The 14752-nt window shown below is 66.6% G+C and carries 11 protein-coding genes; 1 reads left to right on the forward strand and 10 read right to left on the reverse strand.

Features of this window, described 5'->3' with window-relative positions:
* Positions 1-7: 7 nt before the first annotated feature.
* Positions 8-916: a translation elongation factor Ts gene (gene tsf / locus GSQ76_RS12810; RefSeq protein ID WP_158744303.1), complete on the reverse strand. Its 909-nt coding sequence runs from the start codon at positions 914-916 to the stop codon at positions 8-10.
* Between the two features lie 33 nt (positions 917-949).
* Positions 950-1729: a 30S ribosomal protein S2 gene (rpsB, locus tag GSQ76_RS12815; RefSeq protein ID WP_158744304.1), complete on the reverse strand. Its 780-nt coding sequence runs from the start codon at positions 1727-1729 to the stop codon at positions 950-952.
* 235 nt (positions 1730-1964) lie between these two features.
* On the opposite strand from rpsB, the gene GSQ76_RS12820 reads away from it, so the two are divergent.
* The gene (locus GSQ76_RS12820; RefSeq protein ID WP_158744305.1) at positions 1965-2183 is read left to right on the forward strand and encodes a hypothetical protein; all 219 of its coding nucleotides are present in this window, start codon (positions 1965-1967) and stop codon (positions 2181-2183) included.
* A gap of 3 nt (positions 2184-2186) precedes the next feature.
* Here the strand turns inward: GSQ76_RS12820 and dnaE are convergent, their stop codons facing one another.
* The 8 genes from dnaE to GSQ76_RS12860 all read right to left on the reverse strand — a co-directional run bounded on the left by dnaE (position 2187) and on the right by GSQ76_RS12860 (position 14747).
* On the reverse strand, positions 2187-5591 hold the full coding sequence (dnaE, locus tag GSQ76_RS12825; RefSeq protein ID WP_158744306.1) for a DNA polymerase III subunit alpha: 3405 nt from the start codon (positions 5589-5591) through the stop codon (positions 2187-2189).
* 39 nt (positions 5592-5630) lie between these two features.
* A complete protein-coding gene (locus GSQ76_RS12830) occupies positions 5631-6548 on the reverse strand; it encodes an ABC transporter permease (protein ID WP_158744307.1) in 918 nt (305 codons plus the stop codon).
* Positions 6545-7495, reverse strand: coding sequence for an ABC transporter permease (locus tag GSQ76_RS12835; protein ID WP_158744308.1), 951 nt, complete (start codon positions 7493-7495; stop codon positions 6545-6547). Before GSQ76_RS12835 ends, GSQ76_RS12830 begins: the two co-directional genes overlap by 4 nt.
* 4 nt (positions 7496-7499) lie before the next feature.
* Positions 7500-8456 carry an ABC transporter ATP-binding protein gene (locus tag GSQ76_RS12840; RefSeq protein ID WP_158744309.1) on the reverse strand — a complete coding sequence of 319 codons (957 nt, stop codon included), beginning with the start codon at positions 8454-8456 and terminating at the stop codon, positions 7500-7502.
* Positions 8453-9415 (reverse strand): ABC transporter ATP-binding protein, encoded by a 963-nt coding sequence (locus tag GSQ76_RS12845; protein WP_158744310.1) that lies wholly within the window; start codon positions 9413-9415, stop codon positions 8453-8455. Before GSQ76_RS12845 ends, GSQ76_RS12840 begins: the two co-directional genes overlap by 4 nt.
* On the reverse strand, positions 9408-11042 hold the full coding sequence (locus GSQ76_RS12850) for a peptide ABC transporter substrate-binding protein (protein ID WP_158744311.1): 1635 nt from the start codon (positions 11040-11042) through the stop codon (positions 9408-9410). Before GSQ76_RS12850 ends, GSQ76_RS12845 begins: the two co-directional genes overlap by 8 nt.
* A complete protein-coding gene (locus GSQ76_RS12855; protein ID WP_158744312.1) occupies positions 11039-12697 on the reverse strand; it encodes a peptide ABC transporter substrate-binding protein in 1659 nt (552 codons plus the stop codon). Before GSQ76_RS12855 ends, GSQ76_RS12850 begins: the two co-directional genes overlap by 4 nt.
* Before the next feature lie 70 nt (positions 12698-12767).
* The gene (locus GSQ76_RS12860; protein ID WP_158744313.1) at positions 12768-14747 is read right to left on the reverse strand and encodes an acetyl/propionyl/methylcrotonyl-CoA carboxylase subunit alpha; all 1980 of its coding nucleotides are present in this window, start codon (positions 14745-14747) and stop codon (positions 12768-12770) included.
* Between the last annotated feature and the right edge of the window lie 5 nt (positions 14748-14752).

Genomic DNA, 14752 nt, shown 5'->3' on the forward strand with positions numbered 1-14752 from the left:
TTAGGCGTTAGAGGCCAGCGGCCGCCGCTACTTCGGCTGCAAAGTCGCCGGTCTGCTTTTCGATGCCCTCGCCGAGCGCATAGCGCACGAAGCCGGTGATGCTGGCGCCAGACTTCTTGGCGACAGCCTTCACCCGGCTCTCGCCGTCATGCACCCAAACCTGCTCAAGCAGCACCACTTCTTCGTAGTATTTGCGGATACGGCCGACGACCATCTTCTCGATGATCTCCTCGGGCTTGCCGGAGGCACGCGCCTGCTCGGACAGCACGGCCTTCTCACGCTCCAGCGCGGCGGAATCGACACCGTCGACGTCCAGCGCCTGGGGCTGGGTGGCGGCAACGTGCATGCCGACCTGGCGGCCAAGCTGCTCCAGCGCGGCGGTCTCACTGGCGCCTTCCAGCGCCACCAGCACACCGATCTTGCCCAGGCCGGGCTTCAGCGCCTGATGGACGTAGCTGGCGACGGCGCCAGACTGCACCTTCAGCACGCGGACGCGACGGATCGACATGTTCTCGCCGATCGTGGCGACCATGTGGGTCAGTTCCTCAGCGACCGTGCGGCCGGTGCCGGGGAACGGCGCGGCCTTGAGCGCCTCCACATCCTCGCCGATGTCCAACGCCATGCGGGCGGCGGTCTCGACGAAGTTCTGGAACGTCTCGTTGCGGGCGACGAAATCAGTCTCGGCGTTAACCTCGATGATCGCGCCACGGTTCGGCATGGTGGCGACGCCAACCAAGCCCTCAGCCGCAACCCGGCCGCTCTTCTTCGCAGCCGCGGCAAGGCCCTTCTTGCGCAGCCAGTCGACTGCAGCTTCCAGGTCGGCGCCCGTCTCGGACAGCGCCTTCTTGCAGTCCATCATCCCGGCGCCGGTCTTCTCGCGAAGTTCCTTCACCAGGGCTGCTGTTACTTCAGCCATCTTTCTTCTCCGTCTTCCTAGGCGCCGGGCTTCTTATGCAGCGGGCTGTTCGGCCAGGACGTCGTCCGGCATGGCGCCCATCGGCAGTTCTTCATCGGCACCGATGTCACGGCCCGAAGCCGCCATCTCGGCGCTGATGCCGTCCAGCACGGCGCCGGCAATCAGGTCGCAATACAGCGTAATGGCGCGCAGGGCGTCATCGTTGCCGGGGATCGGGTAGGTGACGCCGGCCGGGTCGGAGTTGCTGTCCAGAATGGCGATGACGGGGATGCCGAGCTTGTTGGCTTCCTCGACCGCCAGCTTCTCCTTGTTCGTGTCGATAATGAACAGGATGTCCGGCAGGCCGCCCATCTCCTTGATGCCGCCCAGCGCGCGCTCCAGCTTGTCGCTGTCGCGGGTAATATCGAGCACTTCCTTCTTGGTCAGACCCTCGACGTTACCGGCGAGCAGTTCCTCGATCTGGCGCAGACGCTTGATGCTGCCGGTGATGGTCTTCCAGTTGGTCAGCATGCCGCCGAGCCAACGATGGTTGACGTAGTACTGGCCGCAACGCTTGGCCGCATCCGCCACGTGCTCCGCCGCGGCGCGCTTGGTGCCGACGAACAGAACGCGGCCGCCATTGGCCGTCGTGTCCCGAACGGCGCGCAGGGCGCGATCCAGCATCGGGACGGTCTGCTGCAGATCGATGATGTGCACCTGGTTGCGAATACCGAACAGGAACGGCGCCATGCGCGGGTTCCAGCGGCGGGTGTGGTGACCGAAATGGACACCGGCCTCGAGCAGCTGGCGCATCGTGAAATCGGGTAAAGCCATGAGAATGTTACTTCCTGCAGTCCGGTTGAGCCTCCGCGGGGCCAGGCCTTGCGGCACCGGTACTGGCTGTGAAGCCAGGAAGGCGCCCCGCGTGTGAATTATCGGCCCGCACATCCTGCGCGCTGCCGATGGGCGGCCATATGGCGGAAACCGTCGACGATGGCAAGGGATGGGGCAGTGACGGAACCAAACCGTCCGCAGCTTCGTTTTCCGTCCCTAGGACACGGAGGTAACGATGATCCGCGCGATACTGGTGGCCACGCTTGCACTGGCGGCCCCGGCGCTGGGCCAAACACCCCGAACGCCAGGCCCGACAGCGGACCCGGCAACGACCAACACCACGCCGCCCGCCAAGCCGAGCGCGACGGATGCATCTGGGTTGCCAGCGAAGACTGTGCCGGCGACACCAGCCGCGCGCGTCGACACGCCGCCCGAAGTGGTGGCACCGAAGTAGCGGCTAGACTTCCTCGACTCGCTCCACGCCCGGGATCAGCTTCAACGCCTGGGCCAGGCGGGGGGTGACGTTGAAGCCGCCGGGGAGCTCGATCTCCACGTCCTGGCTTTCGCCGACACGCGGCAGCAGGGTCACCCGGCCCTTCCCTTTCCGCTCGCGGTCCAGGATCGTCCGAATGTGCGGCACGGCGGCGGTGGCACCCAGCCAGATGCGGATGCCGGCGCCAACCTCGGTCGAGGCTTGTTCCAAGGATATGACGGCGGTGGCGGTCAGGCGTAGCGCCTCGCCTTCCTGCTTGACGTCCGCCGTCACCAGGATTGGAGCGCCATCGCGCAATAACTCGCCGCTGGCGGCCAGGACCTCGGAGAAGAACGTCACCTCGTAGCTGCCGGCTGCGTCGGATAGCCTGACCCACGCCATCTTGCTGCCACTGCGGGTGGGGCGTTCCTTGCGACCGATCACACACCCCGCCAGCTTGACGCGTGTGGTGCCGGAGGCAGCCAGCGCCTCCAACTTGCCAGAGCCAGTTGTGCCAAGCCGGCGCAGCAGGGTGGCATACATATCCAGCGGATGCGCGGTCAGGTGGAAGCCGATTGCCTCCGCCTCGAAGCCCAATCGCTCGAGCGGTGGCCAATCCGGCGTAGCAGACAGTCGGATCGGCTGCGGCGCGGCGCCGCCGAACAGGCCGATTTGCCCGCTATCCTTCTGCTCCGCATCGGCCTGGGCCCGGCGCAGTATCTGCTCGGCCCCGGCGAAAAGCTGCGCCCGGTTCGGGCCGAGGCAATCCAGTGCCCCGGCGCGGACCAGATTTTCGATCTGCATCTTGTTCAGTTGGCGTGGATCGACCCGGCTGGCCAGGTCGGTCGCGTCGCGGAACGGCCGGTCGCCCCGCGCCTCCACCAACGCCTCCATGGCCGCCAAGCCGACCTTCTTCACTGCCGCCAGGGCGTAGCGGATGGCGGGCTTGCCCAGCGCATCCTTGTCAACCGTGAAGTCGGCGCCAGAGCGATTGATGTCTGGCGGCAGCACCCGAATGCCCAGCCGCTCCGCCTCCTGCCGCAGGGCGGCCAGCTTGTCGGTGTTGTTGATCGCCAGCGACATGCAGCCGGCGAGGAATTCCACCGGATGGTTGGATTTCATCCACGCGGTTTGATAGGCGACCAGGGCGTAGGCAGCGGCGTGCGACTTGTTGAACCCGTAATCGGCGAATTTCGCCATCAGTTCGAACACTTCGACGGCCTTCGGCTCCGGAATGCCGCGCTTGGTGGCACCGTCCACGAAGGTGGCGCGCTGGCTGTCCATCTCTGCCCGGATTTTCTTGCCCATTGCCCGGCGCAACAGGTCGGCGCTGCCGAGGCTGTAGCCGCCCATGGTCTGGGCGATCTGCATCACCTGCTCCTGATAGACCATGATGCCGTAGGTCTCGCCCAGGATGGCGTGTAATTCGGGGTGCGGCGGCTCCCACGCCTCGCCATGTTTACGGCGGCAGTAATCGGGAATGTTCGCCATCGGGCCGGGGCGGAACAGCGCCACTGCGGCGATCAGGTCTTCGAACCGGTCGGGACGCATCTGGCGCAGCACGTCCCGCATACCGGCGGATTCGAACTGGAACACCCCGCCGGCATCGCCCTTGGCCAACATGGCGAAGGTGGGCGCGTCATCCAGCGGCAGGCGGTCCAGATCCGGCGGCTCGGCCATGTAGGCCAGCGCACGCTGCAGGATGGTCAGCGTGGTCAGGCCCAGGAAGTCAAACTTTACCAGCCCGGCCTGCTCCACGTATTTCATGGAGTATTGCGTCACCAGCGTGTCCGATTTCGGATCGCGGTATAGCGGCACCAATTCCACCAGCGGCCGGTCGCCAATCACCAAACCGGCGGCGTGGGTGCTGGCGTGGCGGTACAGCCCCTCCAACTGCAACGCGACTTCCAGCAGGCGATGGACCGATTCGTCGTCGGTCTGCATCTGCTGCAGCTTCGGCTCGCCATCGATCGCCTGGCGCAAAGTCACGGGCTTGGCCGGGTTGTTCGGGATCAGTTCGGCAACCCGGTTCACTTGGTAGAACGGCAGGCCCAGCACGCGGCCGACGTCGCGCACGGCGGCGCGGGCCTGCAGCTTTCCGAACGTGATGATCTGCGCCACACGGTCGGCGCCGTATTCGCGGCGGACGTACTCGATCACCTCGTCCCGCCGGTCCTGGCAGAAATCGATGTCGAAGTCGGGCATGGACACGCGTTCGGGGTTCAAGAACCGCTCGAACAACAAGCCGAACCGTAGCGGATCCAGATCGGTGATCGTCAGCGCCCACGCCACCACCGACCCGGCGCCGGAGCCACGACCTGGCCCGACCGGAATGCCCTGCGCCTTCGCCCACTGGATGAAGTCGGCGACGATGAGGAAGTAGCCGGGGAACCCCATCGCGGCGATGACGCCCAGTTCGTATTCCAGCCGCTCGCCATAATGCGCGCGGGCAGCGGCATCTGCGCCGATCGCGTCCATGCGGTGGACAAGCCCTTCACGCGCCATGGCCCGCACGGTCTCGTCTTCGGACGCGCCGGGACGCACCTTCGGGCAGACGGGCAGCAGCGGCTTGCGGGTTTCCGCCATGATGGAGCAGCGCCGGGCGATGGCCAGTGTGTTATCGCAGGCCTCGGGCAGGTCGGCGAACAGCTTGCGCATGGCGGCGGCGGGCTTGAACCAGTGTTCACCCGTGACCCGGCGGCGCTCCGGATCCGCCATCAAACGGCCGCCGGCGATGCACAGCAGGGCGTCATGCGCCTCCTGCATCTTGGCGTTGGCGAAAAAGCACTCGTTGGTGGCGACCAGGGGCAGGCCCGCGGCATCCGCCAGGCTGATGAGGCCGGGCTCGATCGCCCGCTCCAGCGCCAGGCCGTGGCGGTGCAGTTCCACCACGGTACGGTCGCCGAACGCCTCGACAAGCTCGGCCAGCAACGCCTCCGCCTCAGGCTGCCGGGCCTCCGCCAGCAGCCGCGCCAGGGGGCCGCGCGTGCCGCCGGTCAGCAGGGTCAACCCAGCGGCGTGGTCCAGCACCGTGCGCAACGGTAATTGTGGTTCCGCCGGGTCGGAAGTGGCGAAGCCGAGGGAGGACAGGATCTGCAGATTGGCCAAGCCCTGCGCATCCTGCGCCAGCAGCACGATGGGGTCCGGCGCCATGCCCGGCCTGTCGGTGCGCACCAGGCTAATCTGGCACCCAATGATCGGCTGCACGCCCTTGCCAGTGCAGTACTGGCTGAACTCCAGCGCGCCGAACAGATTGCCAGTGTCGGTAATCGCCACCGCGGGCATCGATGCCTCCCGCGCCAGGGCGGCGATCTTATCCACCTTGATGGCGCCCTCGCTCAGCGAGTAGGCGGAGTGGACTCGGAGATGGACGAAATCGGCGTGCGGCATGCCTCTAATGTAGGGCGTAGCGTCGCCAACCCCCAAGCATCAACGTTCGCTGCGGGGGTCGAAGGCATGCTGCAGGCCGTCGCCCAGGAAGTTCACGGCGATGACGGTGATGAAAATCAGCAGGCCCGGGTAGATCGCTAGCGCCGGGGCGGTGGTGACCAATTCCTGCGCGTTGTTCAACATGTTGCCCCAGGAGGGTGTCGGCACGACGATGCCGAAGCCCAGAAAGCTCAGCACGCTTTCGAACAGGATGACGCGGCCGACCGTCAGCGTCACGGCCACGATCAGCGGCGTGGCCACGTTCGGCAGGATGTGGGTGCGCATCACGTAACCCGCCCCGCCACCGCTGGCCCGGGCGGAGCGGACGTAGTCGCGGTCGCGCAGCGCCATAGTGGCGGCGCGGGTCAGCCGGGCAATGCTGGTCCAGTCCACCAGGGCGATGATGATCACCACGCGCCAGAACCCGGCAGCGCTGGAATGCGCGAATTCGGAGGAGAAACCCAGCTTCGTCAGGTCCAGCGCGCCCAGCACGATCAGCAGCGGCAGCAATGGCAGGGCGATCATGCCGTCGGTGAAGCGCATCAGCAGCGCATCGGTGCGGCCGCCAAAATACCCGGCGACCACGCCGATGAACAGCCCGATGACGCTGCCCACCCCGGTCGCCAGCAACCCCACGAGCAAGGAAATCTGGCCGCCGAGCATAAGCCGGATCAGTTCATCGCGGCCGGCATCGTCGGTCCCCAGCGGGTGCTGGGCGGAGGGCGGGCTGTATTGCGACAGCAGATCCGTCTCGTACGGGTCGACGCCCAGGTAGTGCGCGACCGGGCTCGCCGCCAGCACGAACACCAGCAGCAGGAACAGCACGAACAGGCTGGCCAAGCCCGTTCGGTGATTGCGGAACCGGCGCCAGCGCAGCGTCCAGGGGGAAACGGCGCGGTCGGTCGTGGTCGCGCTCATAGGCTGATCCTCGGGTCCAGCCAGCCATAGGCGAGGTCGGCCACGAGATTGCTCAGCAAGGTGACCAACGTGGCGAATAGCAGTCCGGTCAGCGCCAGGTTGAAGTCGTTCCCCAGGATGGCGTCGTAGATCATCTTGCCCATGCCGGGTTGGGCGAACATCGTCTCGGTGATCAGCGCCCCGCTGAACAGGCTGCCGAAGCTGAGCGCCATGACGGTGACGACCGGGATCATGGCGTTGCGCAGGGCGTGGATCATGACAATCCGCCCCTCCCCGGCGCCCTTCGCCCGGGCGGTGCGGACATGGTCCATGCGCAACGTCTCGATCATGGCAGCGCGGACAAATCGCGTGAAATGCCCGGTATTGGCCAGGGCGAGCGTAGTGACTGGCATGACCAGATGTCGGAGATAGTCGTTGAACCCGCCATCGCCCACGGTGCTGATGCCGCTGGCCGGGAACCAGTGCAGTTGCACTGCGAACACCAGGATCATCACCAGCGCCAGCCAGAACACAGGCACGGAAATGCCGGCGAAGGCGAACAGGCTGACGATGTTGTCGATGATGCCACCCGGCTTCAACGCCGCCGCCACACCCAACGCAAAGGCCAGCAGCACCGACAGGATGAAGGACGCAAACATCAGCTTGCAGGTCTGCAGCAGCGCCGGGCCCAGCACCTCCAGCACCGGCTGGGAATGGGTGCGGGAGAAGCCGAAATCGCCCTGCAACGCCGCGACCAGCCAATACCAGTAGCGCAGCATAATCGGCTGATCCAGGCCGTAGATCGCTCGCAGATGCGCCACTACCTCAGGCGTGGCGCCGGGGTTCGACGCGATCATGACGTCGATCGGGTCGCCCGGCATCAGCCCGATCAGGCTGTATATGACGAAGGACATCACCAGCAGCACGATCAGCGCCTGACCGACCCGGCGCAGAATGAATCGAGTCATGCCGTCATTCCTTGAAATGACACGCCGCGAGTTGCGCCGGCCTCCCAGGGGCGGATTCCAATTGGGGCGGCGTGGTGCGGCAAATATCCTGGACCTTCGGGCAGCGAGGGTGAAAGACGCAGCCCGGCGGTGGGTTCAGCGGGCTCGGCATCTCGCCGCGGATGGCCACGCCCCGGCTGCGACGCTTGCCGATGCGGGGAACCGCCTGCAGCAGCGCCTGGGTGTAGGGGTGGGACGGCGTGTCGAACAACTCGGCGCGGGGTGCGACCTCGACCAGCCGGCCGAGGTAGAGCACGGCCACTCGATCGGCCAGATGGTTCACCACCGCCAGGTCGTGGCTGATGAACAGGTAAGCCAATCCGGCCCCGCGCTGCACAGCCGCTTCCTGCAGCGCACGGAACAGGTTCAGCACCTGGCTCTGGATCGACACGTCCAGGGCAGACAGCGGCTCGTCCGCCACGATCAGCGTCGGCGCCGGGGCGAGTGCGCGGGCGATGGCGATGCGTTGACGCTGGCCGCCGGAGAATTCGTGTGGGTAGCGGTTCAGCGCATCCCGCGGCAGGCCCACCTGCCCCACCAGTTCCGCCGCCCTCGCCTGCCGTTCCGCCGGGGTGCCGATGCCGCCGATGCGCAGCGGCTCGGCGATGATGGCGGAGACCGGCATGCGTGGGTCCAACGCGCCGAATGGGTCCTGGAAGACGATCTGGATCGCCTTATGGGTTTCCTTGCGCACTGCCTTGTCGATGGCTTTGCCGCGGAACCGCATCGTCCCCGAGGTCGGCCGCTGCAGCCCGGCCACGACGTTGCCCAGCGTGCTCTTGCCGCTGCCGCTCTCGCCGACCAGGGCCAGCGTCTCGCCCTCGGCAATCTCCAGCGACACATTCTCCACCGCGCGCAGCAGGCGGCGGTTGACGGTGAAATGGACCTGGATGTTCTCCAGCGTGACAAGCGGCGGACTCATTGGCGGGCCTTGAAGCAGGCCGCCCAATGACCGGGCGCCAACTCGTCCAATGGCGGCTCCGCCTGCCGGCACGACGCATCGCCCCGTGGGCAGCGATCGGCGAAGCGGCAGCCGACGAAGCTGCTGTCCAGGTTCGGCACGCCCCCGGGGATCACCGGCAGTTCGGCCACGCGATGCGCCGGATCCGGCAAGGTGGCGATGAGGCCGAGCGTATAGGGATGCAGCGGTTCCGCGAACAGCGTGTCGGCAGGCGCACGCTCCACCACCCGGCCGGCATACATGACGATGATCTCGTGCGCGATCTCGCTGACCACGGCCAGGTTGTGGCTGATGAACTGGATCGCCATGCCGATCTCGTCCTGCAGGCCCAGCATCAGGTCGAGGATCTGCGCTTGGATCGTTACGTCGAGCGCGGTCGTCGGCTCGTCCGCAATCAGCAGCGCCGGCCGGCAGGCAAGCGCCATCGCGATCATCGCCCGCTGCCGCATGCCGCCCGACAGCTGGTGCGGATAGGCTGCCGCGCGCTCCTTGGGTGAGGTGATGCCGACATCGGACAGGCTCTCGACGGCGCGGCCGCCGGCCTGCTTCCAGGTGAGGCCCTGGTGCAGCACCATCACCTCCGCGATCTGCCGGCCCACCGTCATCACCGGGTTCAGGGCGGTCATCGGCTCCTGAAACACCATGGCGACCCGTTCGCCCCGTAGCTTGCGCCAGACGGAGGCGGGTTGGCCCACCATTTCGCGCCCCTCGACCTGGATGGAGCCGCCGACCAGGCCGGGCGTGGGCACCAGCCCCATCACCGCCAGCGCTGTCATGGATTTGCCGCAGCCGCTTTCGCCCACCACGCCGAGCGTGCGCCCGGCCGGCACGTTGTAGCCGATTCCGGCAACGACCTGGCGGATCTTGCCGCCGACCGGGAAACCGACGGACAGGTTGTCGACGGCGAGCACGTCACTCATGCCAATGCTCCGCCCAAAGCGTGGTTGGCTGGTTGTGGCCGGTCGGGACCACGCCCTTCAGCCAGGTCGGCCAGACATGCGCCTCCGACCCGAAGAACAGCGGCAGCACCGGCAGTTCGTCGGCGTAGATGCGCTGCATGTCGGCCCAAAGCGGAATGCGCTTGGCCGGTTCCAACTCCCGCTCCATTGCGTCGATGTCGGCATCCATTTTCGGGTTGCGGAAGTCGGTGTAGTTGGTGCCGCCCCAATTATTCGCCGCGGTCGGGATCTGGCCGCTGGACAGAGTCTGCCGCGGGGAGCTTTCGACCGAACTCAGCCAGCCGAACATCGCCATGCCCTGGAAGCTACGGTGCTTCAGCGTTTCGCCGAACAGGGTGCGGGGCGGCTCGTTCTTGATGATCGTCTCCACGCCGATGGTGCGCCACTGGCTTTGCATCACCTGCTGAAGCAACTCCCGTGCTCGAACGCCGGTGCTGGTGCTGAACACGATGCTCAGCCGTTGCCCGGCGGCGTTGCGCAGAACGCCATCATCGCCGGGCTTCCACCCGGCCTCTGCCAACAAGGCGCGGGCTGCGGCGGGGTCGTATTGATAGGTGCGCACGTCGCCGGTGTATTGCGGCTCCTGCGGGTTGACGAAGCTATTGGCGATGGGAACGCGGCCGCCCATCAGCCGGTCCACCATGCTCCGCCGATCGATGGCCATCAGCAGCGCCCGGCGCACCCGGATATCGGCCAGGATCGGGTTGTCCAATTGCAGGTCGATATGGGTGTAGGCCAGGTTCGGTTTGTAGGCGTAGGCGAAGCGCGTGGGCTCCTGCTTTTGCAGCACCAGCACCTGGTCCAGCGTCAGCCCCACGCCCTCACCGGGCACCATGTCGACATCGCCGGATTGTAGGTTCGCCTGCAGGGCGGCGGTGTTGGCGATGGCCTTGATGACGATGCGGTCGAAATAGGGGCGGTCGCCGGACCAATGCTCGTTCCGCTCCAGCACGAGTTGACCTCCCTGCTGCACGTTGGCGATGCGGTAAGGGCCGTTGTACAGCCCGGGATTGGTCGGCTCGCGATTATAGATGCTGCGCTGCATGTAGTCGCCGGGGTTGCGGGCGGCGTCGAATACCGGCTGCTCCAGATGGGCGGGCAGCAGTTCGGCCAGTTCGTCGAACTGATAGAATGGCTCGGTGTAATGCAGCACGGCGGTTTGCGGGTCCACGACGTCGACCCGGCTGATCCGCGTCCAGGTCTGCGTGTTGGTGAAGCCGCTATTCGGGTCGCGACCTACGCGGGCGGTGAACGCCAGATCGGCCGCACCCAACGGCGCGCCGTCACCCCAGGTGAGCCCGGGCTTGAAATGCCAGGTGACGGCCATCCCCGTGCCCTCCATCACCGCACCGCCGTTGGCGATGCTGGGGATTTCGGTGCACAGCAGGCAGACCAGCTTGCGGTCCGGATCGAACGCGACCACCGGGCGATCGGCGAAGCCCAGTATGTAAAATTTGATCGCGTCCGGATCGATCGCCGGCTGTAACGTCGATGGGTAGGAGGAGACGCCGATCGTCAGCGTCTTATGCGGTTGCGCTGCGACCGCGCCGCACAGCAGCGCCAGCCACAGCGCAACCGCACGGATCAACCCGCGTGCCAGTTTTCGGCCCAGTAGGAGCTGACGTCCCCCTGCCCGGTCGGCGTGTAGCCCTGCAGCCAGGTGGGCGTAATGTGCGGCTCGGCCCGGAAGAACAGCGGCAGCACGGGGATCTGGTCGGCATAGAGTTTCTGCATGTCCGCCCAGATCGCCTTCTGCTTCGCCGGGTCCAACTCGCCATCCACGGCGGTGATGTCGGCGTCCATCTTGGCGTCGCTGAACCCGGGGTAATTGGCGCCGCCGAAATTATTCGCCTGGTTCGGGATCTGCGACGTGCCCAGGGTACGGAACGGCGATTCCGTGACCGCACTGCTCCAGCCATACATTTCCATCGCGGTGTAGGTGCGATGCTTCAGCGTGTCACCGAACAGGGTGCGGGCGGGCTCGTTCTTCAGCGTCACCTCGATGCAGGCGTTCTTCCAGTTGGATTGCAGCACCTGCTCCTGCAGCTCACGCAGGCGATTGCCGGCGGTGGTGCCGAGTTCGAAGGCCAATCGGTCCCCCGCGGCGTTGCGGCAGACGCCATCGCTACCCGGCGTCCACCCCGCCTCTTTCAGCAGCGCCTTGGCGCCGGGCAGGTCGAACTTTACCACCGGGATCGAGGCATCATACATCGGGCTCAGCGGGTTGACCCAGGTGGCCGCGACCGGCTGCTTGCCCTGGAACAGGCGGTCCACCATGGTCTGGCGGTCCATCGCCATCAGCAATGCCCGGCGCACGCGCACATCCGCCAGCAGCTTGTTCTCTTTCTTCAGGTCGATGTGCTCGTAGGTCAGGCTCGGCTTGAACTCGTAGTGGAACTGGTCGGGATGCGCCTTCTGTAGCGACAGCGCCTGGTCGATGGTCAACCCCACGCCTTCGCCGGCCACCATGTCGACATCGCCGGATAGCAGGTTGGCCTGCAAAGCGGCAGTGTTCTCGATGTGGCGCAGCACGATCCGCTTGAAGCCGGGCTTGGTGCCGCTCCAATGCGGGTTCGGCTCCATCACGATCTGGTTGCCGCTCTCGTAGCTGGTGATGATAAACGGCCCGTCATACAGCCCGGGATTGATCGGCGCCCGGTTGTAATTGGTACCGTTGATGTAGGCCCCCGCGCTATTGTCCTTGGCGACGATTGCGCCCTCGATATGCTCCGGCAGGATCTGGTCCCACTGGTTGTAGTCGGAGCGCACCTTGTCCAGGTGCAGCACGGCGGTGTGGTCGTCCACCACGTCCACCTTGGTGGCGCGGTTCCACGGGTTGCCGTTGGAAAAGCCGCTGGACGGGTCGCTGCCTAGCTTCCAGGTGAAGGCGATGTCCTTCGCGGTGACCGGCTGGCCGTCGCCCCATTGCAGATCGGGCTTCAGCTTGATGGTGACCGCCATGCCCTTCTTGCCGCCGGGCAGATCCTCGATCTTGGCCAAGCCGTTATCCAGCGTCGGCAGTTCCGTGCACAGCAGGCAGGTGTTGTGCCAGTCCTTGTCGAACGCGGTGATCTGGCGGATGACGAATCCCATCGCGTAGCCGCGCACGACCTCCGGGTCGATGTCCGGCTGCAGCGAAGACGGGAATTGCGCGATACCGATCGTCAGCGTGTCGTGTTTCGGTTGGGCGGTAGCGGCGCCGGCGGTGGCCAGCAGCAGGGCGAGGGCCGCGCGGAATTTCATTGGATCACCAAGGTCATTGCTTTGACCCCGATAAAGCCGAGGCCGACCCGCGCCGTCAACGCCGGGCCGCTTACTCGGCGACGAACGTCACCAACGGCACCCCTTCCTCCACCATGTCGCCGACCGCGGCGCGCACGCTGTCCACCGTGCCGTCGGCGGGGGCAGACAGGGTGATCTCGGTCTTCATCGCCTCCAGCACCATCAGGGGCGCGCCCTTGGCGACGGTGTCGCCGGGTGCGACGAGAACGCGGGTGACGCGGGCGGGAATGGGGGCGGCCACACGATCGCTGCCGGCGGCCTCACCGCCCGGCGGCGCCAACGGGTCGATCTGGCGCACCGTATAGCCCTGCCCGGCCAGCAACACCGTCAGCGCATCGCCATTGCGCACCACGGTGGCAGGGCGGCCGACGCCATCCACGCGCAGCAGGCCGGCGTCGAGCGAGGCGGAAACCGGCCCATCCGGCATGTCCAGCCGCGTGCCGGCGGCGGATAGATGGGCGCGGATTGTCACAGTGGCAGCGTCGGTGGCGAAATGCAGATCCTGGTAGCCGTCCCCGTTCATCCGCCAGGCGTCCAGGTCTGCCCACGGGGAATGCGGGTCGCCGGTGCGCGCTGCGTCCGCGCGCGCGGCTGCCTGCACCTGCGCCAACGCGGTGAGGCAGGCGGCGGCCCATACCGCCGGCTCGGGCGTAGCGGCGGCGGGGGATAGGACGTCTGGATGGCGGCCGATGAACCCGGTGTCGAAATGACCGCTGGCGAATTCCGGATGCGCGACGACGGCACGCAGCAACGCCAGGTTGGTCTGCACGCCGACCACCTCGTACTCCGCCAGGGCAGTGGACATGCGGCGTAGCGCGTCCTTCCTGTCGGCGCCGTGGACGATCAGTTTGGCGATCATCGGGTCGTAATTGGGCGTGATGCTGTCACCCTGGCGCACGCCGGTATCCACGCGAACGCCGGGCCGCTCGGTGGGCTGGCGCAAATGCAGCAGGCGGCCGACGGACGGAAGGAAGTCGCGCGCCGGATCCTCGGCGTAAACTCGGGCCTCGATCGCATGACCTGTGATGGACAGGTCAGACTCGGCTGAGGGCAGTGGCTCGCCGGCAGCAACGCGAAGCTGCCACTCGACCAGGTCCAGCCCGGTGATCGCCTCCGTCACCGGGTGCTCCACCTGCAGGCGGGTGTTCATCTCCATGAAATAGAACGCGTCGCCCTCAGCGATGAACTCCACCGTCCCTGCCCCGGCGTAGTTCACGGCGCGAGCGGCGGCGACCGCCGCCTTCCCCATGGCGCGACGGCGGGCTGGGTCCATGCCTGGGGCGGGTGCTTCTTCCAACACCTTCTGGTGGCGGCGCTGGACGGAGCAGTCGCGTTCGAACAACGACACGACGTTGCCATGCGTGTCTGCGAAGACCTGAATTTCGATGTGGCGCGGGGACGTGAGGTAGCGTTCCACCAGCACCCGATCGTCGCCGAACGACGCCGCGGCCTCGCGCTGCGCACCCTCCAACGCAGCGGTAAAGGCCGTGGCTTCGGCAACGACCCGCATGCCCTTGCCGCCACCGCCGGCACTGGCCTTGATGAGCACTGGATAGCCAATACGGGCAGCCTCCGACGCCAACAGCGCCGGGTCTTGCGCCTCGCCGTGATAGCCGGGGACGAGGGGCACGCCGGCCTGCGCCATCAACGCCTTCGCCGCGGCTTTTGAGCCCATGGCGCGGATTGCGTCGGCGGGCGGCCCGATGAACACGATGCCGGCCGCGGCGCAGGCATCGGCGAAGTCGGCGTTTTCGGACAGGAAGCCGTAGCTTGGGTGAACCGCCTGCGCGCCGGAGCGACGTGCCACGTCCAAAATCACGTTACCGCGCAGGTAGCTGTCGCGGGCCGGTGCGGGACCGATCGGCCATGCCTCGTCAGCGAGATGAACGTGCCGAGCCGTGGCATCCGCGTCGGAGTAGACGGCGACGGTGGCGATGCCCATGCGGCGGGCGGTGGCGATCACCCGGCAGGCGATTTCGCCGCGGTTGGCGATGAGGATCTTGCGGAACATGCCCA

Origin of the sequence: Acidisphaera sp. L21, assembly GCF_009765685.1 — a bacterium.
Lineage (GTDB): Bacteria > Pseudomonadota > Alphaproteobacteria > Acetobacterales > Acetobacteraceae > LMUY01.

Excerpts from the sequence above, each read along its gene's own strand:
- tsf (WP_158744303.1), bottom strand. The coding sequence starts at position 916 with ATGGCTGAAGTAACAGCAGCCCTGGTGAAGGAACTTCGCGAGAAGACC.
- rpsB (WP_158744304.1), bottom strand. The coding sequence starts at position 1,729 with ATGGCTTTACCCGATTTCACGATGCGCCAGCTGCTCGAGGCCGGTGTC.
- GSQ76_RS12820 (WP_158744305.1), top strand. The coding sequence starts at position 1,965 with ATGATCCGCGCGATACTGGTGGCCACGCTTGCACTGGCGGCCCCGGCG.
- dnaE (WP_158744306.1), bottom strand. The coding sequence starts at position 5,591 with ATGCCGCACGCCGATTTCGTCCATCTCCGAGTCCACTCCGCCTACTCG.
- GSQ76_RS12830 (WP_158744307.1), bottom strand. The coding sequence starts at position 6,548 with ATGAGCGCGACCACGACCGACCGCGCCGTTTCCCCCTGGACGCTGCGC.
- GSQ76_RS12835 (WP_158744308.1), bottom strand. The coding sequence starts at position 7,495 with ATGACTCGATTCATTCTGCGCCGGGTCGGTCAGGCGCTGATCGTGCTG.
- GSQ76_RS12840 (WP_158744309.1), bottom strand. The coding sequence starts at position 8,456 with ATGAGTCCGCCGCTTGTCACGCTGGAGAACATCCAGGTCCATTTCACC.
- GSQ76_RS12845 (WP_158744310.1), bottom strand. The coding sequence starts at position 9,415 with ATGAGTGACGTGCTCGCCGTCGACAACCTGTCCGTCGGTTTCCCGGTC.
- GSQ76_RS12855 (WP_158744312.1), bottom strand. The coding sequence starts at position 12,697 with ATGAAATTCCGCGCGGCCCTCGCCCTGCTGCTGGCCACCGCCGGCGCC.
- GSQ76_RS12860 (WP_158744313.1), bottom strand. The coding sequence starts at position 14,747 with ATGTTCCGCAAGATCCTCATCGCCAACCGCGGCGAAATCGCCTGCCGG.